The organism is Aminobacter ciceronei, assembly GCF_014138625.1.
Lineage (GTDB): Bacteria > Pseudomonadota > Alphaproteobacteria > Rhizobiales > Rhizobiaceae > Aminobacter > Aminobacter ciceronei.
Genome location: NZ_JACJHY010000053.1, coordinates 1 through 26,884 on the forward strand (window position 1 = coordinate 1; position 26,884 = coordinate 26,884).

Annotated in this window: 22 protein-coding genes; 11 read left to right on the forward strand and 11 right to left on the reverse strand. The window is 64.4% G+C overall.

Features of this window, described 5'->3' with window-relative positions; genetic code table 11:
* Positions 1 to 194: 194 nt before the first annotated feature.
* Both HNQ95_RS31105 and HNQ95_RS31110 read left to right on the forward strand, forming a co-directional pair.
* Complete coding sequence (locus tag HNQ95_RS31105; RefSeq protein ID WP_182585850.1) at positions 195 to 1,031, forward strand: glycosyltransferase family protein; 837 nt, start codon at positions 195 to 197, stop codon at positions 1,029 to 1,031.
* 143 nt (positions 1,032 to 1,174) lie between these two features.
* The gene (locus HNQ95_RS31110; protein WP_182576057.1) at positions 1,175 to 2,080 is read left to right on the forward strand and encodes a bestrophin family protein; all 906 of its coding nucleotides are present in this window, start codon (positions 1,175 to 1,177) and stop codon (positions 2,078 to 2,080) included.
* Here the strand turns inward: HNQ95_RS31110 and HNQ95_RS31115 are convergent.
* The 5 genes from HNQ95_RS31115 to ffh all read right to left on the reverse strand — a co-directional run bounded on the left by HNQ95_RS31115 (position 2,071) and on the right by ffh (position 7,910).
* Positions 2,071 to 2,607 (reverse strand): cupin domain-containing protein, encoded by a 537-nt coding sequence (locus HNQ95_RS31115; protein WP_182576056.1) that lies wholly within the window; start codon positions 2,605 to 2,607, stop codon positions 2,071 to 2,073. The genes HNQ95_RS31110 and HNQ95_RS31115 overlap by 10 nt on opposite strands.
* A 69-nt stretch (positions 2,608 to 2,676) precedes the next feature.
* Positions 2,677 to 5,208: a putative bifunctional diguanylate cyclase/phosphodiesterase gene (locus HNQ95_RS31120; protein WP_210289182.1), complete on the reverse strand. Its 2,532-nt coding sequence runs from the start codon at positions 5,206 to 5,208 to the stop codon at positions 2,677 to 2,679.
* Positions 5,209 to 5,539: 331 nt separating this feature from the next.
* Positions 5,540 to 5,932 (reverse strand): 30S ribosomal protein S16, encoded by a 393-nt coding sequence (rpsP, locus tag HNQ95_RS31125; protein ID WP_154386255.1) that lies wholly within the window; start codon positions 5,930 to 5,932, stop codon positions 5,540 to 5,542.
* 59 nt (positions 5,933 to 5,991) lie between these two features.
* Complete coding sequence (locus HNQ95_RS31130; RefSeq protein WP_067955860.1) at positions 5,992 to 6,318, reverse strand: chorismate mutase; 327 nt, start codon at positions 6,316 to 6,318, stop codon at positions 5,992 to 5,994.
* 8 nt (positions 6,319 to 6,326) lie between these two features.
* Positions 6,327 to 7,910: a signal recognition particle protein gene (gene ffh, locus HNQ95_RS31135; RefSeq protein ID WP_182576054.1), complete on the reverse strand. Its 1,584-nt coding sequence runs from the start codon at positions 7,908 to 7,910 to the stop codon at positions 6,327 to 6,329.
* A 393-nt stretch (positions 7,911 to 8,303) separates the two neighbouring features.
* Here ffh and HNQ95_RS31140 point away from each other — a divergent pair, with 393 nt between their 5' ends.
* Positions 8,304 to 10,004: a putative bifunctional diguanylate cyclase/phosphodiesterase gene (locus tag HNQ95_RS31140; protein WP_182576053.1), complete on the forward strand. Its 1,701-nt coding sequence runs from the start codon at positions 8,304 to 8,306 to the stop codon at positions 10,002 to 10,004.
* Between the two features lie 38 nt (positions 10,005 to 10,042).
* Here HNQ95_RS31140 and HNQ95_RS31145 read toward each other — a convergent pair whose 3' ends face one another.
* Positions 10,043 to 10,654 (reverse strand): DUF1236 domain-containing protein, encoded by a 612-nt coding sequence (locus tag HNQ95_RS31145; RefSeq protein ID WP_182576052.1) that lies wholly within the window; start codon positions 10,652 to 10,654, stop codon positions 10,043 to 10,045.
* Between the two features lie 110 nt (positions 10,655 to 10,764).
* Entirely contained in the window at positions 10,765 to 12,018 is a 1,254-nt protein-coding gene (locus HNQ95_RS31150) for a flavin monoamine oxidase family protein (RefSeq protein WP_182576051.1), read from the reverse strand.
* A gap of 168 nt (positions 12,019 to 12,186) precedes the next feature.
* On the opposite strand from HNQ95_RS31150, the gene HNQ95_RS31155 reads away from it, so the two are divergent.
* The gene (locus HNQ95_RS31155; protein ID WP_067955848.1) at positions 12,187 to 13,005 is read left to right on the forward strand and encodes a lytic murein transglycosylase; all 819 of its coding nucleotides are present in this window, start codon (positions 12,187 to 12,189) and stop codon (positions 13,003 to 13,005) included.
* Positions 13,006 to 13,135: 130 nt separating this feature from the next.
* Positions 13,136 to 13,654, forward strand: a complete 519-nt coding sequence (locus tag HNQ95_RS31160) for a hypothetical protein (protein ID WP_154386251.1) — start codon at positions 13,136 to 13,138, stop codon at positions 13,652 to 13,654.
* 128 nt (positions 13,655 to 13,782) lie between these two features.
* On the opposite strand, the gene HNQ95_RS31165 is transcribed toward HNQ95_RS31160, so the two are convergent.
* Both HNQ95_RS31165 and HNQ95_RS31170 read right to left on the reverse strand, forming a co-directional pair.
* Positions 13,783 to 15,003: an argininosuccinate synthase gene (locus HNQ95_RS31165; protein ID WP_067955844.1), complete on the reverse strand. Its 1,221-nt coding sequence runs from the start codon at positions 15,001 to 15,003 to the stop codon at positions 13,783 to 13,785.
* A 125-nt stretch (positions 15,004 to 15,128) separates the two neighbouring features.
* A complete protein-coding gene (locus tag HNQ95_RS31170) occupies positions 15,129 to 17,432 on the reverse strand; it encodes a Tex family protein (RefSeq protein ID WP_182576050.1) in 2,304 nt (767 codons plus the stop codon).
* Positions 17,433 to 17,635: 203 nt separating this feature from the next.
* On the opposite strand from HNQ95_RS31170, the gene HNQ95_RS31175 reads away from it, so the two are divergent.
* Positions 17,636 to 17,992: a DUF423 domain-containing protein gene (locus HNQ95_RS31175; RefSeq protein WP_067955842.1), complete on the forward strand. Its 357-nt coding sequence runs from the start codon at positions 17,636 to 17,638 to the stop codon at positions 17,990 to 17,992.
* Between the two features lie 3 nt (positions 17,993 to 17,995).
* Here HNQ95_RS31175 and HNQ95_RS31180 read toward each other — a convergent pair whose 3' ends face one another.
* Positions 17,996 to 19,408, reverse strand: a complete 1,413-nt coding sequence (locus tag HNQ95_RS31180) for a helix-turn-helix domain-containing protein (RefSeq protein WP_067955840.1) — start codon at positions 19,406 to 19,408, stop codon at positions 17,996 to 17,998.
* A gap of 167 nt (positions 19,409 to 19,575) precedes the next feature.
* Here HNQ95_RS31180 and HNQ95_RS31185 point away from each other — a divergent pair, with 167 nt between their 5' ends.
* The 5 genes from HNQ95_RS31185 to scpA are packed head-to-tail and all read left to right on the forward strand — an operon-like array spanning position 19,576 to position 26,306.
* Entirely contained in the window at positions 19,576 to 20,157 is a 582-nt protein-coding gene (locus HNQ95_RS31185) for a biotin transporter BioY (protein WP_067955838.1), read from the forward strand.
* Complete coding sequence (locus tag HNQ95_RS31190; RefSeq protein ID WP_182576049.1) at positions 20,157 to 21,689, forward strand: acyl-CoA carboxylase subunit beta; 1,533 nt, start codon at positions 20,157 to 20,159, stop codon at positions 21,687 to 21,689. The genes HNQ95_RS31185 and HNQ95_RS31190 overlap by 1 nt, the downstream gene beginning before the upstream one ends.
* 11 nt (positions 21,690 to 21,700) lie before the next feature.
* Complete coding sequence (locus HNQ95_RS31195) at positions 21,701 to 23,704, forward strand: acetyl-CoA carboxylase biotin carboxylase subunit (RefSeq protein WP_182576048.1); 2,004 nt, start codon at positions 21,701 to 21,703, stop codon at positions 23,702 to 23,704.
* Positions 23,701 to 24,168, forward strand: a complete 468-nt coding sequence (locus tag HNQ95_RS31200) for a hypothetical protein (RefSeq protein WP_182576047.1) — start codon at positions 23,701 to 23,703, stop codon at positions 24,166 to 24,168. The genes HNQ95_RS31195 and HNQ95_RS31200 overlap by 4 nt, the downstream gene beginning before the upstream one ends.
* Entirely contained in the window at positions 24,165 to 26,306 is a 2,142-nt protein-coding gene (gene scpA / locus HNQ95_RS31205) for a methylmalonyl-CoA mutase (protein WP_182576046.1), read from the forward strand. The genes HNQ95_RS31200 and scpA overlap by 4 nt, the downstream gene beginning before the upstream one ends.
* A gap of 52 nt (positions 26,307 to 26,358) precedes the next feature.
* On the opposite strand, the gene HNQ95_RS31210 is transcribed toward scpA, so the two are convergent.
* Positions 26,359 to 26,884 (reverse strand): UDP binding domain-containing protein (locus HNQ95_RS31210; RefSeq protein WP_182576045.1); only part of this gene is annotated, 526 nt, incomplete at its 5' end.

Below are 26,884 nucleotides of genomic sequence, written 5' to 3' on the forward strand. Positions count from 1 at the left end.
TTCATTCGGGGAGCTCCACTGAAGGTTGGTTGGCTTCGCAACCCCAGCTTCTCAGTCCCTCCTCGAATGAACAACCTTCATAGCTTCGACACCTAACGCGCTTTCCCGGGACGCCCGCAATCTTCGTCTGCCACGACTTCAGCAGCGAGATCGACGCGCGCCCCATTCATCCCAGGATCAGCCGCTATCTCCATGTGCGGGCCGCATTGCGCGGCAGGCTGGTGGACGAATGCGGGATCGCTGCGTCGAAGGTAAGGTTCTGGCCGAACACCATCGACCTGCAGCGCGTCGGACCTGCTGCCCCGGCTCCCGCGAGGCTGGCAACCGCTGCAATCTTCGCCCACCCCGGGACCATTCGCTTTACCGGCATGATCGCCGAAGCCTGCCAGCGCCATGGCATTGCCTTTCGCGGTGAGCTGATCGGCAAGGCAGCGGACGACGTGGTCAAGCGGCTGGGCGGCACGGATCTGGCATTCGCCAGCGGCCGAATGGCGCTCGAAGCCATGGCGCGGGGCTGCGCCGTGATCAATGTCGACCGCTTCGGCGTTGGCGGCTTGGTGACGACGGACAGGTTTGACGGTTTTGCCGCGGTGAACTTCGCCTATGGCGCATTGTCCGACGCAGCATCACCCGAACTGCTCGACCGCGAAATTGCCGCCTACAGGGCGGAAGATGCCATTGCGGTCACCCAACGCGTGCGGCGTGACTTCGCCAGCGAAAAGGGCGCCGAGCAGATCGAGGCGATCTACCGCGACGTGCTGGCGGAAAAGCGCTGGCCGAGGCGGGAGCCGAACGAGGACGAACGCGCCATGGCCGCGATCATAGAACGATTTCTGCAGCAGAAGCAGATCTACGACCGCAGCTTCGTCAGATTGCGCGAGGGTCTTGGCCCAAGCGAGGAACTGCAGTTCCAGCTCGGCGAGCTGTCGAGCAAGACAGCCGAGCTTGCGCACGAGGTCCGCCGGCTGAGGCGGGGCGGCGTTCTCCGCAGGCTGGTCGACAAGCTGACCGGGCGAACCTACGAGAACTGACCCAAGTTTTGCGCCTCCCCATTGGGCGGCGGGGCCGGCTGCCTTATCGGACAAATCAACGCAATCGCTATTCATGTCGTGATTGGAGATGACACCGGCAGGCCTGGCGGCGCACTATCTTTTGGAAACAGGTACCACCCCGCATGATCGTTCGCCCGCGCACAAACCTTTTGAAGCTGTTCTTCGTCATGCGCGGCTCCGTGGTGCCGCGCATCCTGCCGCAGATTCTCGGCTTCGCGCTCTATGGCGCCGCGGTGGTCGCCGCCATCAAGCTGCTCAAGCTCGATCTCGGCGACGCCGGCGTCGCACCCTTCGCGCTGCTGGGCGTCGCGCTTTCCGTCTATCTCGGCTTCCGCAACAACGCCGCCTATGACCGCTGGTGGGAAGCCCGCAAGTTATGGGGCCAGCTCGTCTTCGAAATCCGTAACCTGTCGCGTGCCGCGACCGCGATGATCTCCGACCGCGACGAACTCAGGCCGCTCCTGATGGATTCGCTCGCCTTCTGCCATTTCCTGCGCGGCGAACTGCGACGGGTCGACACCAGGGAAGCGGCTCGCCCATTCATCGGCGATGCCATCGACGAAATCCATGCCGCGACCAACAGGCCTGACGCAGCGATGCGGCGGATGGGCGAGAAGATCGGTGCCCTCAAGCGCGCGAAAGTGCTGGAGGCGATGGACTATCGCATCCTCGACGAGCGTCTGGCGGCGATCTCGGCGCTGCAGGCCGGCTGCGAGCGCATCATGGGCACGCCCCTGCCCTTCGCCTACACGTTGCTGCTGCAGCGCACCGCCTACATCTTCTGCCTGCTGCTGCCGTTCGGGCTGGCGGGTTCGGCCGGCTGGGTGACGCCGCTGTTTACGGCGCTGATCGCCTACACATTCTTCGGCCTCGATGCACTCTCCGAAGAACTCGAAGACCCCTTCGGCATGGAAGCCAACGACCTTGCCCTCGACGGCTTGTGCCGGGTCTGCGAGATCTCGGTGTTCGAGGCGCTGGGCGAAACACCGCCGCCAATGCTGCCGGCGGAAAATTTTTATTATTCCTGAGCTAGCCCGGGCCGGGCCTTGGCATCGGGGGCGCTGGCATCGATGCCCTCCCAATAGTCCATCGTCGCCGCCTTGCCGTAGCCTTCGCCGGTCAGGCGGACGCTGACGCGGCCTGATTCCGGGTAGACGATGACATCGTTTGGATTGCGCTCGCCGATGATGAGATAGCGGCACGGCGCATCGGTGTGGTTGAAAAACGCGTGCCCGACCTTCTGGCCGGCGGGAAAGCAGACATAGTCGCCTGTCTTCATGACATAGTTGCGCGCACCGAGCTTCAGTGTCAGCGCGCCCTCGAGGATGTAGGCATGCTCCTCCTCGAGCATGTGATAGTGCGACGGGTTCTTCTCCTTGCCTGGCACGAGTTCCTCCAGCGCGACGCCGACATGGTCGCCGCCGCCAAAGCTGGACAAATGGCGGAAGCTCGATCCGAAGCGCTCGCCATGAGAGAAGACCTCGAGTGGCGCCGCTTCGGCGGCAAAGGGCTCGGAGATGCCGTCAGCGTTGAGTGCGGATATCTTCTCGGGCATGGCATTTCCTCCGGCCACCTCGCTGCAGCTTAGGTGGCGCGGTCATCCGGTTCGGTCAAGCAGTCGCCCCTAAGCCACCTGAACCTTGTTGCCACGATAGCTCGCGATGATGTTGGCCGCTCCTGCCCCGTCGACCGGCGGGCTGAACAGGAATCCCTGGATCTCGCCGCACCGCTCCCGCCGGAGCAGCTCGAGCTGGGCGCCTGTTTCAACGCCTTCGGCCGTCGTGTCGATACCGAGATTGGCGCCAAGGCCGATGATGGCGCGTACGATCGCCATCGATTCACGGCTGCTGCCGATATCGCGGACGAAGGAACGGTCGATCTTCAGCCGGCTGAATGGAAAGCGCCGGAGGTAGCTCATCGATGAGTATCCGGTGCCGAAATCATCGAGCGCGATGCGCACGCCGATCTGCTTGAGCTGTTGCAGGACGTCGAGATTGGCGCCTGTGTCGGCCAGAAGAACCGATTCGGTGATTTCGATCTCGAGCCGCGACGGGTCGAGCCCCGACCGCGCAATCGCCTGGCCGATGGTCTGCGCGAATTGACCCTGCCGGAACTGCACAGCCGACGCATTGACAGCGATGACGAGGTCTTCCGGCCAGGTGGCGGCACGCCGGCAGGCCTCGTCGAGCACCCAACGCCCGATCGCCTCGATCATGCCGGTCTCTTCGGCGAGTGGAATGAATTCCGCAGGCGAGACCATGCCGCGCCTGGGATTGCGCCAACGTACAAGTGCTTCGAAGCCGCGCAGCGCACCCGTCTTCACCGAAATGATCGGCTGGTAGTGCAGCTCGAGTTCGCGATCGAGGTCGGCGCAGCGCAGCTCCAGTTCAAGCTCGCGGCGATCGCGCATTTCGGCGTCCATCTCCGGTTCGAAAAAATGGAATGCGCCTTTGCCGTCGCGCTTCGAGCGATAGAGCGCCAAGTCGGCGCATTTGAGCAGCGTGCCGGCGTCGCGCGCGTCGGCCGGCGCGATCGCAGCACCCAGGCTGGCGCCGATCGACAGCTTGTGGCCCTCATAGGCGTGCGGCTCGCTGATCGCCTGGATGATGCGTTTGGCCAGCGCCTGGACAACGGCGCGGCTGAGCGCGCCGCGCAGCAGGATGGCGAACTCGTCGCCACCGAGCCGGGCGACGAGGTCGCTGCGGCGCAGAAGCGTGCGGATGCGGGATGCCGTCTCGACCAGCAGGGAATCGCCGGCGGCATGGCCGAGCGTGTCGTTGACCGCCTTGAAGTCGTCGAGGTCGACAAGCAACAGCGCGAAAGGCTGGTGGCCGGCGACGGCAGCGCCGACGGCCTCCTCGATCTCCTGCGAGAAGGTGGTGCGGTTGCCGACGCCCGTCAGCGGATCGTGGTGGGCGAGGTAGGAAATGCGATCCTCGGCGCGCTTGCGCTCGGTGATGTCGACGATTGTCGACAACGTCGCCGGTGCGGTGCCGACCTGAATGTTCCTGGCATATTCGATGACATCGAGCTCGCTGCCCGCCGCCGTGCGGTGACGCACAAAGCGCTCGCCCGTCGCCGGCAGGTCGGCGACACCGGGCTCCAGATCGGCGATGCCGAGCGCCAGGAACTCGCCCCGGCCTCGGCCATAGAGATTGAGCGCTGCAGTGTTGACGTTCAGGAACGCGCCGCCATCGGCCTGGCGCACATACATCGGGACCGGGTTGTCGTCGAACAGCGAGCGAAACAGCGTTTCGCGGTTGCGGATCTCGCGTATGTCGGTCAGCGTCACCGCCAGCAGGCCGTCGGTTTCAGCGACGCCGACCTGCAGCGAGACGGTTTCGCCGCCAAGCTGGTATTCCAGTTCGAGCGACGGCGCAGCGACACCATGCGCACGGGCGACGCCGCATTCGTCGAGCAGGCGCGACAGGCCGCAAGCGGCATTCGCCTGCGACAGCAGCCTGAATCGCATGTCTTCGGCCGAGACCCCGAGAAGGCGCGCTGCGGCGTTGTTGATGCTGAGGACCTGATAGTCCCGTGCCTCGCCACCGGCGGATTCGAGCGCGCTGAGCGCTAATATACCTTCGTCGGTCGAGTTGATGAGCAGCCGGGCCAGGTCGATCTGGCTCTTGCGCGGCCGCGCGAAGATCAGGAAATACTCGCCCGGCCAGCGGCACGACAGCGGCAGCGCCAAAACCTCGACGGTGGAGACCATGCCGTCGACGATCGAGCGGCACAACGCCAATTGCGGACGCGCCGCCAGGCGGGCCAATTCGATCGCGCCCGATATGGCGCGCTGGAAAGCGAAAGGCAGCACCGACAGCACCGCCGCGGGCACGCTGAGGCCGGCAATCGCGCCGAAGCGCGGGCCGGCGCGCAGGATGAAGCTGTCCGTGGCGGGCTGGAGACGAACAACCGCCATCTCGTCGGCGAAGCGGCCGACGCTGCCGAGCGCCAGCTCTTCATAGGGCGGCAAGGCGCCGTCGATGCAGGCCGCTTGCCAGCGCCGCAGAACCAACCTGACGTCGTCGAACTCGGTGTCGACGCCAGCTGACAGGTCCGCGGCGCACATTGCGATCGGCTGCTCCGCCGCACCACCCGGCATTTCCGACGGAAGCGCCCGCTGCCTGTCCCAAGCTCGCATTGCCAAAAGCATCCGGTCACCTGTCAGCCTGCGACCGCCCGGACCAGATCAGCCCGGTCGCAGGCACGTCGCATCGATTGTCGGCATGCCGAAGCCCCCCTCGGCCGACAGCACGGCCTCATGCCTGCGCGGTGTGCCGCGCGCTGTCAGGGGCAAGCTATCCGCTGCCGCCTTACCGCCTGCTTAAGCCGAATGTCACATAAGTGTCATGTGCTTAGGGGCAGCAGCGGTGGCGCGGGCGGGACCAGATCCATGTCGCCGAAACGGCTGAAACACGCCCCGAAAAAGCAAAACGGCGGACCTTTCGGCCCGCCGTTGCTTGTTTCGCCGATAAGGCGAAAAATTACTCGGCCGAAGCTTCAGCCGGGGCAGCAGCTGCAGCCGCGATGGCGGCAGCGGCGTCGTCCTGGGCCTTCTTCAGGGCAGCCAGACGCTCCTGGGCCTTCTTGCCCGGCTCACCCTTGGTCGGGTTCGAACGAGCGTCGCGCTTCACGATGCCTGCCTCGTCGAGGAAGCGGGCAACGCGGTCGGTCGCCGTGGCGCCGTTCGACAGCCAATGCTTGGCGCGGTCGGCGTCGAGCTTCACGCGGTCGCCGTCCTTGGGCAGCAGCGGGTTCCAGGCACCGATTGCCTCGATGAAGCGGCCATCGCGCGGGCTGCGGGCGTCGGCAACGACGATGTGGTAGTAGGGGCGCTTCTTCGAGCCGGCGCGGGCCAGGCGGATCTTAAGGGACATTGTCTTACTCCTGAATAGTTCTGTCTTGGGTTGTTCTTGGTCTGCTGTCTGTTCCGCCGTCAGGCGGAGGTAGTCTTGTCTGACGCGCCGTTGTGTTCGGCAGCCAGCATTTCGTGGTGACGGATCACCTCGCGGATGATGAAGTTCAGAAACTTCTCCGCGAAATCGGGATCGAGATGGGCGTCGTCGGCCAGGCGGCGCAGGCGCGCGATCTGGGTCTGCTCACGCGCCGGATCGGCCGGCGGCAGGCCGTGGGTGGCCTTGAGCACGCCGACTGACTTGGTGCAGCGGAAGCGCTCGGCCAGCATGTGGATCAAGGCTGCGTCGATGTTGTCGATCGAAGCGCGCAATTCCTGAAGCTGTGCCTGCGGGGTGATGTCGGTCATCGCGCTCCTCACTTCTTCTTGCCAAGGCCGGGCAGGCCGCCACCGAGACCGGGAAGCTTCATGCCGCCGGGCAGGCCGGGAAGGCCACCGCCGCCGAGACCAGGCATGCCGCCCGGAAGACCCTTGAGCCCGCCACCGAGGCCTGCGGCTTCGGCCTGCTTCTGCAGGGCTTCGAGCTGCTTGGGATCCATCTTGGACAGGTCGGGCATGCCGCCGCCAGGCATCATGCCGCCGAGGCCCATCTTGGAAGCCAGGCCGCCCATCATGCCGCGCATGAGGCCGCCGCCTTTGCCCTTGCCGCCCATGGCCTTCATCATGTCGGCCATCTGGCGATGCATCTTGAGCAGCTTGTTGATCTCGGCGGCGTCGGTGCCGGAACCGGCGGCAATGCGCTTCTTGCGCGAGTGCTTGAGAACGTCGGGGTTCGCACGCTCGGCCTTGGTCATCGACGAGATAATGGCAAGCTGGCGGCCGAACATCTTGTCGTCCAGGCCCGCCGCGGCCATCTGGTCCTTCATCTTGCCCATGCCCGGCATCATGCCCATGATGCCACCCATGCCGCCCATCTTCTGCATCTGGCCAAGCTGGTCGGCGAGGTCGTTCAGGTCGAACTTGCCCGCCTGCATCTTCTTGGCCATCGCCGCGGCTTTTTCCGCGTCGATGGTTTCGGCAGCCTTCTCGACCAGCGAAACGATGTCGCCCATGCCGAGGATGCGGTCGGCGATGCGCTTGGGATAGAACTCCTCCAGCGCATCCATCTTTTCGCCGACGCCGATCAGCTTGATCGGCTTGCCGGTGACAGCGCGCATCGACAGCGCAGCACCGCCGCGGCCGTCGCCGTCCATACGGGTCAGCACCAGGCCGGTGATGCCGACGCGGTCGTCGAAATTCTTGGCGAGGTTGACGGCATCCTGGCCGGTCAGCGAGTCGGCGACGAGCAGGATTTCGTGCGGGTCCGACACCTTGCGGATGTCGGCCATCTCGACCATCAGCGGCTCGTCGATATGGGTGCGGCCGGCCGTGTCGAGGATGACGACGTCGTGGCCGCCGAGCTTGGCCGCCTGAACGGCGCGCTTGGCGATGTCGACCGGCGACTGGCCGGCGATGACGGGAAGGGTCGCGACCTTGGTCTGCTCGCCGAGCTGGCGCAGCTGCTCCTGCGCGGCCGGGCGGCGCGTGTCGAGCGAGGCCATCAGGACCTTCTTGCCCTGGCGCTCGGTGAGGCGCTTGGCGATCTTGGCCGAGGTGGTGGTCTTGCCCGAACCCTGCAGGCCGACCATCATGATGACGACCGGAGCGGGCGCGTTGAGGTCGACGGCTACGCCTTCGGCGCCAAGCATTTCGACAAGTTCGTCATGGACGATCTTGACGACCATCTGCCCGGGTTTGATCGACTTCAGGACGGCGGCGCCGACGGCCTTCTCGCGCACCTTGTCGGTGAACGAGCGGACGACTTCCAGCGCCACGTCGGCTTCGAGCAGGGCACGGCGAACCTCGCGCAGGGCTGCCGAGACATCGGCCTCCGACAGTGCGCCACGGCCGGTCAGGCCGTTAAGGATTGATCCAAGCCGCTCTTGCAGCGATTCAAACATTCGACTTCCCTTCTCTCAGCCAACCGGTGTCGAACCGAGAGGTAATGCCTCTGCGCGCCTGAACCAAACCAAAAAGCACCCGGGGGCGCATTGCGCTGCCGGGTGTTGGCCTCCGGGATCGTTTTGTACCTCTAAGGGTGTCCCGGTCGGCCGCTCGGAGTGGAACTCGTCGCGGAATTTGGCGGCTGTAGACAGGAAAATGCCGGGCGAGTCAAGGCAAGGGCCCGAGAACGGCGATTGTTGGCGGATTCTCGGACGAAAATCAGTGGCTGTTAATACTTCCCTGCTATCATATGCGCCGTCCGGGGGGATACATGTACTATTTTAGAGTCTTCTACCACCATGTGTGATCATCGGGTTGATCCGCATAAATGTATGGACGGTGGTGACTTCATGACCCCGACCGCAGATGCCTCGCCGCTTGCCGGCTTTGTCGAGAATATCGAATTCGCCCTGGTGGTCATCGATGCCAGCCGCAACATTTCCTTCGTCAACAAGTCGGCCGAGCGCATGTTCGGCTACGACAAGGCCGAACTCGTCGGCGAAACCCTCGATCTGATCATTCCCGCGAGACTACGCGGCGCCCACAATGCCGGCATCGCGCGCGTCGCCGCCGGCACTCCATCCAAGCTGAGCGGCAAGACCGTCGAGGTCTCGGCACTGCGTCGCGACGGCAGCGAATTCCCCATCGAACTGTCGCTGTCGGTCTGGGATGGGCCCAACGGCGTTTCCATGGGCGGCATCATCCGCGACATTTCCGAGCGCAGGCAGCGCGACATGCGCCTGTATCGTCTGGCGCATCAGGACACGCTGACTGGCCTGCCCAACCGCTTGCAGTTCGACATGCAGCTTGAGGATGCACTTGAGAGAGGCGAGGCGACCGGACTTTTGCTTGTCGACCTCGACGGCTTCAAGAAGGTCAACGACACGCTCGGCCACGCCACCGGCGACACGCTTTTGCAGGCGCTTGCCGTGCGCCTGCCCGCAGCGCTCGACGCCAATGCCATAGTGGCGCGGCTAGGCAGCGACGAGTTTGCGGTGCTGTTGCGCGGTATCGACAGGCCGGCGGCGGTCGCTGCCGCCGCTAACAGCCTGCTGCATTCGTTCGAACAGCCCTTCGAGATCGGCGACCACTTTCTCAAGCTCGGCGTCAGCATCGGCGGCGCGGTTGCGCCCCGCGATGGCGGTGACTCGGAAGAGCTGATGGCCAGCGCCGATCTGGCGCTTTACCGCGCACGGCAGCAAGGCGGCAGCTATCGCATATTCGAGCCTGGCATGCGCAACGCCGTGGCCGTACGGCGCGCGCTGCAGGACGAGTTGCTGCGCGCCATCAGGGCCCGGGAATTCGTGCTGCACTATCAGCCGCAGGTCTGTCTGGAGAGCGGCAGGGTGATGGGCGCCGAGGCGCTGCTGCGCTGGAACCACCCGTTACGCGGGCTGCTCGCGCCCGCCGATTTCCTTGCCGTGCTCGAAACGCATTCCGGCGCGCTGACGGTGGGCAACTGGATCCTTGATGAGGCCTGCCGACAGTCGGCCGCGTGGCGGGCTTCAGGCTTTGCCCCCATCACGATGGCCGTCAATCTGTTTGCCGCTCAGGTCAACGCCGGTAACCTGGCCGAAACCGTGACGTCGACGCTGTCGCGTCACGGTCTGCTCGCCGACGCGCTCGAACTCGAGGTCACCGAAACCATCGCGCTCGATTATGAAGAGCGTACTCTGGAGCCGTTCCGCAAACTCGGCAAGGCGGGCGTCGGCCTCGCCTTCGACGATTTCGGCACCGGCCACGCAGCACTCAGCACGATCAAGCGTTTTCCCCTCACGGTGCTCAAGGTCGACCGCAGTTTCATCCGCGACATGCTGCGCGATCCGCAGGACGCGGCAATCGTGCGCGCGGTGCTCGGCATGGCCGGTGACATGGGGCTGTCGGTTATCGCCGAAGGCATCGAGACGCGGGCACAGGAGGCGGCACTCTACGCCATGGGCTGTCGCGTCGGCCAAGGCTATCTCTATTCCAAGGCGCTGCCGGCTGCAGAGTTCGAGCAAATGCTGAAGCGGGCGGAACATGCTTCCGAGACGTCGATCACGCCACTCTAGGACCGGCCGCCGGACAGCTTGCCCGGCGGCCTCCAAGGCTATCGGACCACGTAGACCACGCGCCGCGTCGACGGTTCAACCAGCACCGGCTGGCCGTTCACATTGACATAACGATACTCGTAGTCGGGTATCTCGGTCAGTTCGACCGTATCAGGCAGGCCGGCACCCACCACGACCTCGCCGTCGAGATAGACCGGCTCGACCCGATGGTCGGTCACATAGGTACGAACCGCCCCGGGCGGCTCGATGGCCGGCATCACTTCACCAGCGACGATCGCCCCTGTCGTGCCGTGGATGACAACGTCACCGGCGCCACCGGCAGCCGGCGGATCAACGACAATCACGCCGGAATCGACCGGACGCGCCGAAAGCACGATCTGCTGGCCGCCGAAATCGCCGACGAGATAATCGGAGTAAACCCAGCCATCACCGCCGGAATCGGCGACGCTGCACCATTTGCTGCCTTCAAGGCAGCCGCGAAGCGTAGTGCCCTGTCCGGCACCGATGACGCCGATGACCGGATATTGCGGCCCAGGGCCGGCGCGGACGTTGAGATCGGTCGCAGCCTGCACGGCAACGTCGGCAAATGACGGGCCGGAGAAGGCGAGAAGCGCCCCCGCGATGGCGGGCAACAACAGTTTCGTTTTCATCTTTTCGCTCCGTTTTCCTGGTCCCTCAAGGTGCCGAAACGGAGCCGACAGTCATCGGTTCCTGACGAAATGGCCCGGAACGCTCACGAATTGTAGCAGATTGACGTTCGCTAAGCTGATGTCCTCCAATGTGTCGCCAGTTGCGAAGCGACCTGTCCTGCCACCGCTTCGCCCGACAGCCGGGCCCCACCGCAGGTCTGGATCAGCGGCCCCGCAAGATGCTCGCCGGCAAAGAAGATGCGCTCGCCGAGCGGCTGCATCAGGACCGACCGCGCCTCGGAACGACCGGGACGCGCTGCGGCATAGGCGCCCCTGACATAGCGTTCGCCGCCCCAATTCGTCATCATCGCCCGGCCGACATGCTTGCGCGTGTCGTTGCCGAAGATCTCGCACAGCCGGTCGGTGGCGAAATCGACGCCGGCTGCCTCGCCGGCTGCCGACAGCTCCCAGGCGAAATCGCCGCCGACGAAGCCAACCATCAGGTCGAGATCGAAGGGAAAGCTGAGGAAGTAGATGTCGTGACGCGCGGACCGCTCGACGAGCAGGTCATCGAAGGGTTTGAGACCAAGGCGGCTGCCTTTGATTTCGACGGGCAGCTTGGTCAACATGCCCATCGGCAGGTCGAAAAACGCCGTCATATAGTGTTCCGGCAGCGCGGGCGAAAAGGCGATCTCCTCGAAGGCCAGCACCGCCGGCGATGCCGTCACGATCGCAACCCCGGCACGCAGCACGCCGCGATCGGTGTGGCAGCTGACGCCTTCACCATCCCAGTCGATCCGTCGCACCGGCGTGGCAAGCTCGACCGGAACATCCGCGCCGAAACGCGCGACCAGTGCGCCATACCCTTCCCGGGTGAAGTAATTGGGATCGAGATCGGCGGCATTCCTAAAGTCGGCGATCGAAATCTCGTCTTCGTCGGCGCCGAAATCCATCGGTCCGCAGAAGGTGGCGGCGGCACGCGACGAGCGTCCCTTGGCCAAGAGCGCGCCAAGCCGGTCGTCGGGGTCGGCGTGACTTTCAAGTAAGGCCGCCATGGCGGCATCCGCCTGTTTGACCTCCGCTTCCTCGGCCTCACTCGCCTTACGGTTGCGATAGTAGAGGTGATCAATGTTCATGTCGTGATGATGCATGGTCCAGCCGGCGGCCTCGGCCTCCGGGAAATAGGGGTTGCGATCGGCGGCGTGCAACCAGGCGCAACCGATGTCGAAGGGCACACCGAAGTGTTTGCTGCTGGTCCAGGCGCGCCCCCCTATACGATCCATGGCTTCCAGCACTTTGAAGCTAAGTCCTGCGGCACGCAGGACTTTTGCCGCCGAAAGGCCGGCGGAACCGGCGCCGACGATCACAACATCGACATCATCCATGTTTTTTCCCCGCTCTCGCCATATTCACTGCTTGATCCTATGCGAGAATTTTGCCACCTGCCATTGCAGGCAGACGGGGACGTAAACGCCTTCTTAATGCTAAAAAGCGAGCGTTGGGCTGGCAACACCCCTCCCAGGGACATTTGATTCAGGCATCAGGAGAACGGCATGGCATTGACTGCCAAGGTGAAGACTTTTGCTGCGGCCTCCGCCATGCTGGCGGTTTCGGCAGGCAGCTCAATTGCGGCGGAATGCGGCAACAACGCGGGCGGCTTCGAAGCATGGAAGGCGGCATTTGCCGACCAGGCGGCGGCGAACGGCATCAAGGGCAACGCGCTGAGCGCTCTCGCCAAGACGACCTATGCCACCAAGACGATCTACGCCGACCGCAACCAGAAGAGCTTCAAGCTCTCGCTTGACCAGTTCATGGCCAAGCGCGGCGGCAAGGCGATTGCCTCCAAGGGCAAGACGATCAAGAAGCAGAACGCGGCGCTGTTCCAGAGCATCGAGGCGCGCTATGGCGTGCCGGCCGGCCCGCTGATCGCGATCTGGGGCATGGAGACCGGCTTCGGCGGCTTCATGGGCAACCAACACACGCTGTCGGCGGTCGCCACGCTCGCTTATGACTGCCGCCGTTCGGAATATTTCACCGACCAGCTCTACGCAGCGCTCAAGCTCGTCCAGAGCGGCACGCTGGCGCCCAACGCCATCGGCGCTGCTCATGGCGAAATCGGCCAGACGCAGTTCCTGCCGGTCAACGTGCTGAAATACGGTGCTGACGGCGACGGCAACGGCAAGATCGACATGGTCCGCTCCAAGGCCGACGCGCTGGCCTCGACCGCCAACTTCCTGCGCGGCCACGGCTGGAGCGCAGGCGGCGGCTACCAGCCCGGCCAGGCCAATTTCGGCGCACTGCAGGGCTGGAACGCAGCCAGCGTCTACCAGCAGGCGATCGCCATCATCGGCGCCGAGATCGACGGCAACTGACGCCTGACGACCTGACACAACCCTGTCAGGAGACATTTCCGAGGCACTGGCAAAGCCAGGGCCTCGGACGCAAAATGACAAGAGCCCGGTGGCAACGCCGGGCTTTTTCAATGCGGACGAGGATCTTGTCATGAACAGCCAGAGCGGCCTGCCCGCCGATCTCTCGCGCTTCGGCAATGTCGAAGGCTACAGCCATTACCCAAAGACCGTGACACCGGGGTTGCCGGCACCCGCCGGCGGCGGCCTGCTGAAGTGGTACGACATCGCGGAAGCCGCGACGCCGGTGACACGCGACACCAGCGCGCTGGCACAGCGTTTCCTGGCGGCGGAGACGGCGACCGGGCGACTCAAGCTCAAGGGCGAGCTCGGCTTCGTCATCCTGCACCGCTGCGGCGGCGATTTTCATTTCCTGCTGGTGAGTTCGTGGCGCAATGCCAACGAGATGTGGGAAACGGTCTACGCCAAGACATCGGACGCCCCCGATTTCTCGCTGTTTCCGCTGCCCGGCCCGCACCGCGCCACCTTCTGCGTCTGGGAGCTGGCCGCGGTGAACCACGAGCGGCTGGCCTTCAGCCGGTACCTCTATTCAGCGCGCGACGAGGCGGCCAAGCGGGCGTATCTCGAGGATTATTACGAAGGTGGGGCGTGAGTCTTTCATTCTCCCCGCTTGCGGGGAGAATGTGGCCCAAAGGGCTGAATAAGGGGCAGCGGCTTGCACGGCCCCTCATCTGCCTGCCGGCATCTTCTCCCCGTCGAACGGGGAGAAGAAAAAGCTCGTCATTGCCGGTTACGCGCGGCGAGCGTGCGCAGGCGCAAGGCGTTGAGCTTGATGAAGCCGGCGGCGTCCTTCTGGTCGTAGGCGCCCTGGTCGTCCTCGAAGGTGACCAGCTTGTCGGAATAGAGCGACTTCGCGCTCTCTCGGCCGATGACCATGACATTGCCCTTGTAGAGCTTGAGGGTGACTTCGCCCTCGACGTCCTTCTGGCTGAGGTCGATCGCTGCCTGCAGCATCTGGCGCTCGGGCGAGAACCAGAAGCCGTAATAGATCAGCTCGGCGTAACGCGGCATCAGCTCATCCTTGAGATGCGCGGCACCACGGTCGAGCGTGATCGATTCGATGGCGCGGTGCGCCTGAAGCAGGATCGTGCCGCCCGGGGTCTCGTAGACGCCGCGGCTCTTCATGCCGACGAAGCGGTTCTCGACCAGGTCGAGACGGCCGATGCCGTTGTCGCGGCCGTAGTCGTTGAGCTTGGCCAGCAGCGCCGCCGGTGACAGGCGCTCGCCATTGATCGAGACGGCATCACCCTTTTCGAAGCCGATCTTGATGATGGTTGCCTTGTCAGGCGCAGCCTCGGGCGAAATGGTGCGCATGTGCACATATTCGGGTGCCTCGACGGCCGGATCTTCCAGTACTTTGCCCTCGGAGGACGAGTGCAAAAGGTTGGCATCCACGGAGAAGGGGGCCTCACCCTTCTTGTCCTTGGCGACCGGGATCTGGTGCTTTTCGGCGAAGTCGAGCAGGTCGGTGCGGCTCTTGAACGACCAGTCGCGCCACGGTGCGATGATCTTGATGTCGGGATTGAGCGCATAGGCCGACAGCTCGAAGCGGACCTGATCGTTGCCCTTGCCAGTGGCGCCGTGGGCGATTGCGTCTGCACCGGTCTTCCTGGCGATATCGACGAGGTGCTTGGAGATCAGCGGACGAGCAATCGAAGTGCCGAGCAGGTAAACGCCTTCATAGACGGCATTGGCGCGGAACATCGGGAAAACAAAGTCGCGGACGAATTCTTCGCGCACGTCCTCGATGAAGATCTCCTTGATGCCCAGCATCTCGGCCTTCTTGCGCGCCGGCTCGAGCTCCTCGCCCTGGCCGAGATCGGCAGTGAAGGTGACGACCTCGGCGTTGAGCTCGGTCTGCAGCCACTTCAGGATGATGGAGGTGTCGAGACCGCCGGAATAGGCGAGCACGACCTTCTTGACGTCTTTCCACTTGGACATTTGAGCACGGCACCTTTTGCAAGCGGCCGGCTGGGGCCGCGTTTCCCGGGCTTTCTAAGCAGGAACGGGCAAGCGGGCAAGGGCGATCATGCCGCTGCGATAGCAGCGTGATCGCCCAGGCTTGCTCACTTGCGCTTCATCGCCTCGAGCAGGGCCGCGCCGAACGCACCTTGCTGGTCCGCCTTGTTTGGCTGCGGCTTCGATGACGCGAACTTCATGTCGCGGCTCTTGGCGGGAGCGGCCGAGCGGGGCGCCGGCTCGCCGCCATCCTTGCGCATGGTAAGCCCGATGCGCTTGCGCGCAATGTCGACCTCGACGACGCGGACTTTCACCACGTCGCCGGCCTTCACCACCTCATGTGGGTCCTTCACGAACTTGTCGGCCAGCTGCGAGACATGGACGAGGCCGTCCTGATGCACGCCAATGTCAACGAAGGCGCCGAAAGCGGCGACGTTGGTGACGGTACCTTCGAGCAGCATGCCGGGCTTGAGATCCTTGATGTCGTCGACGCCGTCGGCGAAGGTCGCGGTCTTGAAGCCCGGACGCGGGTCGCGACCCGGTTTTTCCAGCTCGGCGATGATGTCGCGCACCGTCGGCAGGCCGAAACGTTCGTCGACGAAGGCGCGCGGATCGATCGCCTTAAGCGCTGCACTGTCACCCATCAGCTGGCGCAGGTCACGGCCGCAGGACGCCACGATCTTCTTGGCGACGCCATAGGCTTCAGGATGGACGGACGAAGCATCGAGCGGCTCCTTGCCGTCACGGATGCGCAGGAAGCCGGCGCATTGTTCGAAGGCGCGCTGGCCAAGGCGGGGGACCGACAACAGGTCGCGACGTGTGGCGAAGGCGCCCGAGGCGTCACGGTAGGCGACGATCGACTCGGCCAGCGACGGCCCGAGACCGGAGACACGAGCGAGCAGGGGGGCAGAGGCGGTGTTGAGGTCGACACCGACGGCGTTCACCGCGTCCTCGACCACCGCTTCGAGCGAACGTCCGAGGCGATACTGGTCGACGTCGTGCTGGTACTGACCGACGCCGATCGACTTGGGCTCGATCTTGACCAGCTCGGCGAGCGGATCCTGCAGACGGCGCGCAATCGATACGGCACCACGCAGCGACACGTCGAGATTGGGGAACTCGGCCGCGGCCGTAGCGGAGGCCGAATAGACCGAGGCGCCGGCCTCGCTGACAATGACCTTTGTCGGCTTGGGTGCCGGCATGTCAGTCAGCATGTCGGCGACGAGGCGCTCGGTTTCGCGGCTGCCGGTGCCGTTGCCGATGGCGATCAGCTCGACCTTGTGGCGGATGATAAGCCGGGCCAGTTCAGCCTGGGTTCCACGCACGTCGTTCTTCGGCGGGAAGGGGTAGACCGTGGTGGTGTCGAGCACCTTGCCGGTGGCGTCGATGACCGCAACCTTGACCCCGGTGCGGATGCCCGGATCGAGGCCCATGGTGGCGCGCGAGCCGGCAGGGGCGGCGAGCAACAGGTCCTTGAGGTTGCGCGAGAACACGCGGATCGCCTCTTCCTCGGCCGCCTCGCGCAGGTCGCGCATCAGGTCGAGCGACAGCGAAAGCGACAGTTTCACGCGCCAGGTCCAGCCGGCGACCTGCATCAGCCACTGGTCGCCGGGCAGGGTCGATCCAATCTGGTAGGCGGCGGCGATCATGCGCTCGACCGGCTTGACCGGCGAGGTGTCGTCGGCATCGATCTCGAGGTCGAGCGTCAGCACGTCCTCGTTGCGGCCGCGCAGCATGGCGAGCGCCCGGTGGCTCGGCACGGAGGCCCAGCGCTCGGAATGGTCGAAATAATCGGAGAACTTGGCGCCGGCGTCCTGCTTGCCGTCGACGACGCGGGCACGCATGACGGCGCGTTCCTTCATGTGGGTGCGCAGGCGGCCGAGGAGATCGGCGTTTTCCGAAATGCCCTCGGCGACGATGTCGCGCGCGCCTTCCAGCGCCGCCTTCACATCGGCCACTTCACCGGCGACGTAAGGCACGGCCAGCTCGGCCGGCACTTTCGAACGGTCGGCGAGGATGGCTTCTGCCAGCGGTCCAAGCCCGCGCTCCCTGGCGATTTCCGCTTTGGTGCGGCGCTTGGGCTTGTAGGGCAGGTAGATGTCTTCGAGCTCGGCCTTGGTGGTGACGGTGGCGATGCGGATCGCCAGCTCGTCGGTCATCTTGCCCTGGCTGGTGATGGATTCGACGATGGCAGTGCGGCGCGCCTCGAGTTCGCGCAGATAGGCGAGGCGTTCGGAGAGATCGCGCAACTGGTTGTCGTCGAGGCCGCCGGTGACTTCCTTGCGGTAGCGGGCGACGAAGGGAACGGTCGCACCCTCGTCGAGCAGCCCGACGGCAGCTATGACCTGTTCGGCCTTCGCATTGATCTCGGCTGCAATGATCGCAGCGATTTTCCTGATGTCGCCAGCCATGGAATCCTGGTGCCTGTTGTACGGGTGCGCGAACATAGTGACTGCCGGGCGGAACGCCAAACGACCATTTTCCCGCGCCGTCTCAAGCTCCACAGAAAAGCGGCAGGGCTGCGGCAATCGGCGCGGCAAACGGATGGAATTTTGGCAGGCATCTTCGCAGCTTCCGCGTATCTTCCCGGGAAAGCGCCCTCAGGAGCAAATCAATGAAATTCGACCGGTTTCTGTTTGTCGCAGCGGCGCTGTGCGGCGCAGCCGGCGTGGCGCTGTCGGCGGCGGCCAGCCATGGCGGCAGCGCAAATGTCGCCACTGCGGCTAATTTTCTGCTGTTTCATGCGCCTGTACTGATCGCTCTGTCGCTGTTGGCAGCCCACAGCCGCACCCTGCACGTCGGAGCAGCCATTCTACTCCTGTCAGTGTTGCTGTTCTCAGGCGATCTCCTGGCGCGCGACTATCTGGGCCAACGCCTGTTTCCCTTCGCCGCCCCCTTGGGCGGCACCGGCATGATCCTGGGCTGGCTGACGCTGGCGGTTGGCGGGCTGACGGTCCGCCAAGACGGCTGATCCTCAGCCGATTCGATAGGGAAGGGGGTGACGGACGTCCTTGTCGATTACCAGCCGGCGCTTGAGCGGCGGCACGGCGCGCTGGAGGCAGTTGGTGCGCTCGCAGATGCGGCATGAAATGCCGATCGGATCGAAGGCGGTTCTGCTACCCAGCTCCAACCCGTCGGCATAGACAAAATCCTGCGCGTAAGTGACCTCGCAGCCAAGCGCGATGGAATAGCGCCGGTGCGGCGCGTTGAAGCCGCCGCCGCCCTTGGAGATTTCCGTGGCGATGCAGAGATATCGCGCGCCATCGGGCGTCTCGGCCAGCTGGCGGATGATCCGGCCCGGCGTCTCGAAGGCCTGGTGCACGTTCCACAGCGGACAGGCCGCGCCGAAACGAGCGAACTGCAGCTTGGCGGCACTGTGGCGCTTGGTGATGTTGCCGGCGCGGTCGATGCGGGCAAAGAAGATCGGCACGCCCTTGTGCCCCGGCCGCTGCAGCGTACTGAGGCGGTGGGCCACCTGCTCGATCGAGGCGCCGAAATGCGCGGCCATCAGCTCGAGGTCGTGGCGCAGCTCCGCCGCCGCGCGCATGAAGGCCTGATAGGGGAGGGTCAGCGCGCCGGCGAAATAATTGCGCAGCCCCATCTTGCAGATTTCCTGCGCCTCGCTGGTACGGAATTCGGCCGAACGAGCGATCTGTGCCACCTCGGCCTCCATCTCCATCTCGGCGATCTGGAAGGCGATCTGGAAGCTGCGGGTGGCCAGAGGCGAGTAGGGGTTGAGAAACAGCACCCCCGACTTGGCGTCGAAGCGCCTCAGCGCATCGTCGTCGGCATCGGCGCGGGCGATGCGGACGCCGTGCCGGCTGTCCAGATGCCCCGCCATCGCCGCATAACTGTCGCGCTCGCCGATGCCGAGCTCCCCGGCCAGCCGCTCGGCCGCCACGTCGAGCGCGTGGATGTAATTGTCGACGAAATGGAAGAAGTCGCGCACTTCCTCATAGGGCGTCGGCTCGGAGGCCGATGTGCCGCGCCCCAGTGTGTCGTCAAGGCTCGCCAGCTGCTCGGAATTGCGGCGATAGGCTTGATGGGCCGAGATCAGCGCCCGGGCGAAGCCCGGCGCGTTCTGCGTCACCAGCTTCAGTTCCTGCAGGTTGGGCGCGTAGTTCTCGAAGATCGGATCGGACAGTGCCTCCGTCAGCGCCGACAGCAGCCGGTCATTGTCGCCCTGCGAAATCTCCGAGATGTCGATCTGGAATTTTTCGGCGAGCGCGAGCAGCACCGAGGCGGAAACCGGACGCTGGTTGTTCTCGATCTGGTTGAGATAGCTGGTCGAGATGCCGATGCGCTCGGCGAAGCTCGCCTGCGTCGCCTTGTTGGCCTCGCGCAGCTCGCGCACCTTGCGGCCGATATAGAGTTTGCGGGTCGCCATGTTTGCAAATTCGCAATTTACATTTCTCGAATTTGTATATTACGCTTTTGCACACTTTCAACTGTTTTCCTGCGCGCGCCATGGGGCTATTGCGCCAACTTCGCTGCTTGCCGCTGACGCGGCGAGAGGCCATTGTTTTTCAACCTCGTAGCGCGGGAGAAAGCCCCATGACGCTCTACCAGACCGTTGCCGACAGGCGGACCAGCCGGCTCAGCACAATGGACATCGTGGCCGTCGTCGCGGGCTCGTTGCTTCTGACCGCCTCCGCCAAGATCCAGGTGCCGTTCTACCCCGTTCCCATGACCATGCAGACGCTTGTCGTCATCGGCCTCGGCCTGGCGCTCGGCCCGGTACGTGGCACTGCTGCCGTTGCTCTCTATCTCGCGCAGGGCGCTCTTGGCCTGCCGGTCTTTGCCGGCACGCCCGAAAAGGGCATCGGCCTCGCCTACATGACGGGCCCGACCGGCGGTTATCTCGCCGGCTACCTGCCTGCCGCAGTACTCGCCGGCTGGCTCGCCGAGCGCGGCTGGGACCGCAACGCTGCCACCGCCATGCTGGCCGCACTGCTTGCCGGAGCCGTCATCTATGTGCCCGGCCTGCTCTGGCTCGGCAATGTCGTCGGCTGGGACAAGCCTGTGCTGGCCTTCGGCCTCTACCCCTTCATATCAGGCGACGTCATGAAGGCCGTGCTTGCCGCGATCGCCTTCCCCGCCGCCTGGAAATGGCTTTCTCACAAGGGCATAAACTGATGCGCGCCGTACTCGAACAACTGGAAGCCCGCCGCGCCGAGGCCCGCCTCGGCGGCGGCCAGAAGCGCATCGATGCCCAGCATGCCAAGGGCAAGCTGACGGCGCGCGAACGCATCGACGTGCTGCTCGATGAAGGCTCCTTCGAAGAGTTCGACATGTATGTCACCCACCGCACCACCGATTTCGGCATGGCCGAGCAGAAGGTGGCGGGTGACGGCGTCGTTACCGGCTGGGGCACCATCAACGGTCGCCTGGTCTATGTCTTCAGCCAGGACTTCACCGTGCTCGGCGGCTCGCTGTCGGAGACGCACGCGCAGAAAATCTGCAAGATCATGGACATGGCGATGCGCAACGGCGCGCCCGTCATCGGCCTGAACGACTCCGGCGGCGCCCGCATCCAGGAAGGCGTCGCTTCGCTCGCCGGCTATGCCGACGTGTTCAAGCGCAATGTCGATGCCTCCGGCGTCGTGCCGCAGATCTCGGTCATCATGGGCCCGTGCGCTGGCGGCGCGGTGTATTCGCCCGCCATGACCGACTTCATCTTCATGGTGCGTGACTCGTCCTACATGTTCGTCACCGGTCCCGACGTGGTGAAGACGGTCACCAACGAGATCGTCACCGCCGAAGAGCTCGGCGGCGCCCGCACCCACACCTCGAAGTCCTCGGTCGCCGACGGCGCCTACGAAAACGACATCGAGGCCCTGGAGCAGGTTCGCCTGCTGTTCGACTTCCTGCCGCTCAACAACCGCGAAAAGCCGCCGGTGCGGCCGTTCCATGACGATCCCAGCCGGTTGGAGATGCGGCTCGACACGCTGATCCCCGACAGCGCGGCCAAACCCTACGACATGAAGGAACTGATCCTGGCGATCGCCGACGAGGGCGATTTCTTCGAAATCCAGGAAGCCTTCGCCAAGAATATCATCACCGGCTTCATGCGCATCGAAGGCCAGAGCGTCGGCATCGTCGCCAACCAGCCGATGGTGCTGGCCGGCTGTCTCGACATCGACTCGTCGCGAAAGGCGGCCCGTTTCGTCCGCTTCTGCGACGCGTTCTCGATCCCGATCCTGACCTTGGTCGACGTTCCGGGCTTCCTGCCTGGTACCGCACAGGAATATGGCGGCGTCATCAAGCATGGCGCCAAGCTGCTCTTCGCCTATAGCCAGGCCACCGTTCCGATGGTCACGCTGATCACGCGCAAGGCCTATGGCGGCGCTTATGACGTCATGGCCTCCAAGCATATCGGCGCCGACATCAACTATGCCTGGCCGACGGCCGAGATCGCCGTCATGGGCGCCAAGGGCGCGACCGAAATTCTCTACCGCTCCGATCTTGGCGATCCGGAAAAGATCGCCGAGCGCACCAAGGAGTACGAAACCAACTTCGCCAACCCGTTCAAGGCAGCCGAGCGCGGTTTCATCGACGAGGTGATCATGCCGCATTCGTCGCGCCGTCGCATCGCCCGCGCCTTCGCCGCCCTGCGCGGCAAGAAGCTCGATGCACCGTGGAAGAAGCACGACACGATACCGCTGTGAGCAGGACAAACATGTTCAAGAAAATCCTCATCGCCAATCGTGGCGAGATCGCCTGCCGGGTCATCAAGACGGCCCAGAAGCTTGGTATCGCAACGGTCGCGGTCTATTCCGACGCCGACCGTGAGGCGCTGCACGTGAAGATGGCCGACGAGGCCGTCCATATCGGGCCGGCACCGTCGAACCAGTCCTACATCGTCATCCAGAAAATCATCGACGCGATCCGGCAGACCGGCGCCGATGCGGTGCATCCGGGCTACGGCTTCCTGTCGGAGAACCCGAATTTTGCCGAGGCGCTAAAGGGCGAAGGCGTCGCCTTCATCGGCCCGCCGCCTGTTGCCATCGAGGCGATGGGCGACAAGATCACCTCGAAGAAGATCGCGGCCTCCGCCGGCGTCAACACCGTGCCCGGCCATATGGGCCTGATCGAAGACGCCGACGAGGCGGTCAAGATCGCCAATTCGATCGGTTATCCCGTCATGATCAAGGCCTCCGCCGGCGGCGGCGGCAAGGGCATGCGCATTGCCTGGAACGACGCCGAGGCGCGCGAGGGTTTCCAGTCGTCCAGGAACGAGGCCAAGTCCTCCTTCGGCGACGACCGCATCTTCATCGAAAAATTCGTTACCCAGCCGCGTCACATCGAGATCCAGGTGCTGGGCGACCAGCACGGCAACCTTGTCTATCTCGGTGAGCGCGAATGTTCGATCCAGCGCCGCAACCAGAAGGTCATCGAGGAGGCGCCGTCGCCCTTCCTCGACGCCGCCACCCGCAAGGCAATGGGCGAACAGGCCGTGGCGCTCGGCAAGGCCGTCGGCTACTTCTCGGCCGGCACGGTCGAGTTCATCGTCGACGGCAACAGGAACTTCTACTTCCTCGAGATGAACACCCGCTTGCAGGTCGAGCACCCGGTGACGGAATTGATCACCAGCATCGACCTGGTCGAGGAGATGATCCGCGTCGCCGCCGGCGAGAAGCTTCGCTTTGCGCAAGCCGACGTGAAGCTTAACGGCTGGGCCGTCGAAAGCCGCCTCTATGCCGAGGATCCCTACCGCAACTTCCTGCCGTCGATCGGCCGGCTGACCCGCTACCGCCCGCCGGTCGAGGGCAAGCGCGACGACGGCACCATCGTCCGCAACGATACCGGCGTCTTCGAGGGCGGCGAAATCTCGATGTATTACGATCCGATGATCGCCAAGCTCTGCACCTGGGCGCCGGATCGCCTGACGGCGGTCGAGGCGATGAGCCGGGCGCTGGACGATTTCGAAGTCGAAGGCATCGGCCACAATCTGCCGTTCCTCTCGGCGGTCATGGACCAGGAGCGGTTCCGCTCCGGCGCGCTGACCACCGCCTACATCGCCGAGGAGTTCCCCGACGGCTTTGCCGGCGTGGCACCCTCCGAGTCCGATGCCCGCAAGCTTGCCGCGGTGGCGGCACTTATCAACCAGTCCGTCCAGCGTCGCGGCACCCAGATCTCTGGCTCGCTCGCCAACCACCAGCGTCCCGTCGGCGCCGACTGGGTGGTCACCCTTGCCGGCTTCACCCTGCCGCTCCATGTCAGGGACGGAGCCGACGGCATGATGGTCGAATTCGACGACGGCACCACACTTGCGGTGTCGAGCGACTGGCTGCCAGGCCACCCGCACGCCAACTTTGCCGTCGATGGCACGTCCATCGGCGTGAAGGTGTCGCGGTCGGGCACAGGCTGGCGCCTGCGCTGGCGCGGCATGGACGTGGTGACCCATGTGCGCAGCCCGCGCGTCGCCCAGTTGGCCAGGCTGATGCCGGTCAAGCTGCCGCCGGATACCTCGAAGATGCTGCTCTGCCCGATGCCGGGCGTGGTGACGTCGATCCTCGTCAAGCAAGGCGACACCGTCGAGGCCGGCCAGTCGCTGGCAACCGTCGAGGCGATGAAAATGGAAAACGTGCTGCGCGCCGAGCGCAAGGGCACGGTCAAGCGCGTGGCGGCGACAGCGGGCGAAAGCCTCGCAGTCGACGAGCTGATCATGGAGTTCGAGTGACCAGGGAGAGGATCCGGGAAGACGCGAAGACCGCCGCCTGCCTTTTCGGCGGCTTCTTTGGCGCAATCCTGTCTCAGACAGCCTACGTTGCGAGCTGGGGTCTCCATACGCCCGGCCTCCAGTTGCTGGTCGGTGTGCAAGCACCTGGCGGCGCGCCATATGTCATCCATCTTTTCAATGCGATGGTATGGGGTATCTGGGCGGCTGCCGGTTTCTCGATTGTCACGAAACTTGTCTATGGCTACGTCAGTATCCGCAGGATCGCTCTGCTCTACCTCGCCGGCGAGATATTCATCGCGACCGGCGGTTGGCTCGTTGATACGGGGACACTCTCCTTCAACGCACACACCAATACGATTCTCCTGATCTATCTGCTGGCGGGTTTTCTGGTTGTGCGGGACTGGGCCGCTGGCCCGCGCAACAAGATGGCGCTCGCCGAGTTGCCGAATGGAAGCAGCACATGACCGACAAACCAACAATCGATTCCTGGAAAAAACTCGCCGAGCGCGAGATCAAGGCATCGCCCGACACGCTGACCTGGAACACGCCTGAGGGCATCGAGGTCAAGCCGCTCTACACGGCGGATGATCTCCAAGGCATCGGCCATCTCGGCACGCTGCCGGGCATCGCGCCGTTCCTGCGCGGTCCACGCGCCACCATGTACACCGGCCGCCCCTGGACGATCCGGCAATATGCCGGCTTCTCCACGGCGGAGGCTTCCAACAACTTCTACCGCAAGGCGCTCGCCGCCGGCCAGCAGGGCGTGTCGGTCGCCTTCGACCTCGCCACCCATCGCGGTTATGACTCGGACCATCCGCGCGTCGAAGGTGACGTCGGCAAGGCCGGCGTGGCAATCGATTCCGTCGAGGACATGAAGATCCTGTTCGACGGCATCCCGCTCGAGCAGATCTCGGTGTCGATGACCATGAACGGCGCTGTCATCCCGATCCTCGCCAATTTCATCGTCGCGGGCGAGGAACAGGGCGTGTCGCGCGACAAGCTGTCGGGGACCATCCAGAACGACATCCTCAAGGAGTTCATGGTCCGCAACACCTACATCTACCCGCCCGAACCCTCGATGCGCATAGTTGCCGACATCATCGAGTACACGGCCAGAGAGATGCCGAAGTTCAACTCGATCTCGATCTCCGGCTACCACATGCAGGAGGCCGGTTCGACGCTGGTGCAGGAACTTGCCTTCACCCTGGCCGATGGGCGCGAATATGTTCGTGCGGCGCTGAAGAAGGGGCTCAATGTCGACGACTTCGCCGGCCGGCTGTCCTTCTTCTTCGCCATCGGCATGAACTTCTTCATGGAGGCGGCAAAGCTGCGGGCGGCGCGCTTGCTGTGGTCGCGCATCATGACCGAGTTCGAGCCGAAGAAGGCCTCGTCGCTGATGCTGCGCACGCACTGCCAGACCTCCGGCGTGTCGCTGCAGGAGCAGGATCCCTACAACAACATCGTCCGCACCGCCTTCGAGGCGATGTCGGCGGCCCTCGGCGGCACGCAGTCGCTGCACACCAACTCCTTCGACGAGGCGATAGCACTTCCAACCGAGTTTTCGGCCCGTATCGCCCGCAACACCCAGTTGATCCTGCAGCATGAGACCGGCGTGACCAAGGTCGTCGACCCACTCGCCGGCTCCTATTATGTCGAGGCCCTGACCAACGACCTCGCTGAGAAGGCCTGGGCGCTGATCGAGGAGGTCGAGGCGATGGGCGGCATGACCAAGGCTGTCGCGAGCGGATTGCCCAAGCGGATGATCGAGGAGGCGGCGACCCGGCGCCAGGCCGCCGTCGACAAAGGTGACGAGGTCATCGTTGGCGTCAACAAGTACCGCCTCGAGCAGGAAGATCATCTCGATATCCTTGAGATCGACAATTCCGCCGTGCGCCTGTCGCAGATCGCCCGTATCGAGCGCACCCGCCGCCAGCGCGACCCGAAGCGCGTCGCCGAAACGATTGCCGCGCTGGAACAGGTCGCTCGCTCAGGTGAAGGCAACATCCTTGCCGCGGCCGTCGACGCGTCCCGCGCCCGTGCCACGGTCGGCGAGATTTCCGATGCCATGCGCCGCGCCTTTGGCGACCATGCGGCGGTGCCGGAAGTGGTCGAAAACGTCTATGGCAAGGCCTATGACGACGAGCCGGAATTCCAGACGTTGGTGTCGCGGCTCGAACAGTTTGCCGGCTCACTGGGTGAAAAGCCGCGTGTCATGGTGGCCAAGCTCGGCCAGGATGGCCACGATCGCGGTGCCAAGATTATCGCCTCGGCCTTTGGCGACATCGGTTTCGAGGTCATTGCCGGGCCGCTGTTTCAGACGCCGGGCGAAGCCGCAGACACGGCGATCGCCTCCAGGGTCCACGTCGTCGGCATGTCGTCGCTGGCGGCCGGCCACAAGACGCTTGCCCCACAGCTTGTCCAGGCTCTCAAGGCCAAGGGCGCTGCGGATATCATCGTGGTGGTCGGCGGCGTCATTCCGCGGCAGGATTATCAGTACCTGCTTGACCATGGCGTGTCGGCGGTCTTCGGACCCGGCACCAATGTGCTCGACGCCGCCCGCGCGGTGCTCGACCTGATGGAAGGCAAGCGCCGCAACCAGTGAGCGCCGCATCAGACAAAAGAGCCCGCTCGCGCGGGCCCTTTCTTTGCCGGTGTTATGACGCCTTGCGGCCGATGGAGACGTATTGGATGCCGTGGCGGGCGACGACTGCCGGGTCATAGAGGTTGCGGCCGTCGAAGATGACGGCGGTCTTGAGCTGGTCGCGGATCAGCTCGAAGGACGGCGCCCTAAAATTCTTCCACTCGGTGGCGATCAAGAGTGCATCGGCGCCGCGCAACGCCGCCTCCTTGGTACCGCACAAGGTGAGGTCGTCGCGCTGGCCATAGATCTGCTGCGCCTCGTTCATCGCCTCGGGATCATAGGCCTGCACCCTGGCGCCGGCTTGCCACAGCGCCTCCATCAGCACCCTCGACGGTGCCTCGCGCATGTCGTCGGTGTTGGGCTTGAAGGCCAGACCCCAGAGCGCAAAGGTCTTGCCGGCAAGGTCGCCGTTGAAGTGGCTCTTCAGCTTGTCGAACAGCACCGCCTTCTGGGCATTGTTGCGCGCCTCGACCGAGTGCAGCAGCACCGGCTCGAAACCGACATCGCCGGCGGTGCGGATCAGTGCACGCACATCCTTG

Coding starts and splice junctions, on each gene's coding strand:
- HNQ95_RS31110 (WP_182576057.1), top strand. CDS start 1,175: ATGATCGTTCGCCCGCGCACAAACCTTTTGAAGCTGTTCTTCGTCATG.
- HNQ95_RS31115 (WP_182576056.1), bottom strand. CDS start 2,607: ATGCCCGAGAAGATATCCGCACTCAACGCTGACGGCATCTCCGAGCCC.
- HNQ95_RS31120 (WP_210289182.1), bottom strand. CDS start 5,208: ATGCTTTTGGCAATGCGAGCTTGGGACAGGCAGCGGGCGCTTCCGTCG.
- rpsP (WP_154386255.1), bottom strand. CDS start 5,932: ATGTCCCTTAAGATCCGCCTGGCCCGCGCCGGCTCGAAGAAGCGCCCC.
- HNQ95_RS31130 (WP_067955860.1), bottom strand. CDS start 6,318: ATGACCGACATCACCCCGCAGGCACAGCTTCAGGAATTGCGCGCTTCG.
- ffh (WP_182576054.1), bottom strand. CDS start 7,910: ATGTTTGAATCGCTGCAAGAGCGGCTTGGATCAATCCTTAACGGCCTG.
- HNQ95_RS31140 (WP_182576053.1), top strand. CDS start 8,304: ATGACCCCGACCGCAGATGCCTCGCCGCTTGCCGGCTTTGTCGAGAAT.
- HNQ95_RS31145 (WP_182576052.1), bottom strand. CDS start 10,654: ATGAAAACGAAACTGTTGTTGCCCGCCATCGCGGGGGCGCTTCTCGCC.
- HNQ95_RS31150 (WP_182576051.1), bottom strand. CDS start 12,018: ATGGATGATGTCGATGTTGTGATCGTCGGCGCCGGTTCCGCCGGCCTT.
- HNQ95_RS31155 (WP_067955848.1), top strand. CDS start 12,187: ATGGCATTGACTGCCAAGGTGAAGACTTTTGCTGCGGCCTCCGCCATG.
- HNQ95_RS31160 (WP_154386251.1), top strand. CDS start 13,136: ATGAACAGCCAGAGCGGCCTGCCCGCCGATCTCTCGCGCTTCGGCAAT.
- HNQ95_RS31165 (WP_067955844.1), bottom strand. CDS start 15,003: ATGTCCAAGTGGAAAGACGTCAAGAAGGTCGTGCTCGCCTATTCCGGC.
- HNQ95_RS31170 (WP_182576050.1), bottom strand. CDS start 17,432: ATGGCTGGCGACATCAGGAAAATCGCTGCGATCATTGCAGCCGAGATC.
- HNQ95_RS31175 (WP_067955842.1), top strand. CDS start 17,636: ATGAAATTCGACCGGTTTCTGTTTGTCGCAGCGGCGCTGTGCGGCGCA.
- HNQ95_RS31180 (WP_067955840.1), bottom strand. CDS start 19,408: ATGGCGACCCGCAAACTCTATATCGGCCGCAAGGTGCGCGAGCTGCGC.
- HNQ95_RS31185 (WP_067955838.1), top strand. CDS start 19,576: ATGACGCTCTACCAGACCGTTGCCGACAGGCGGACCAGCCGGCTCAGC.
- HNQ95_RS31190 (WP_182576049.1), top strand. CDS start 20,157: ATGCGCGCCGTACTCGAACAACTGGAAGCCCGCCGCGCCGAGGCCCGC.
- HNQ95_RS31195 (WP_182576048.1), top strand. CDS start 21,701: ATGTTCAAGAAAATCCTCATCGCCAATCGTGGCGAGATCGCCTGCCGG.
- scpA (WP_182576046.1), top strand. CDS start 24,165: ATGACCGACAAACCAACAATCGATTCCTGGAAAAAACTCGCCGAGCGC.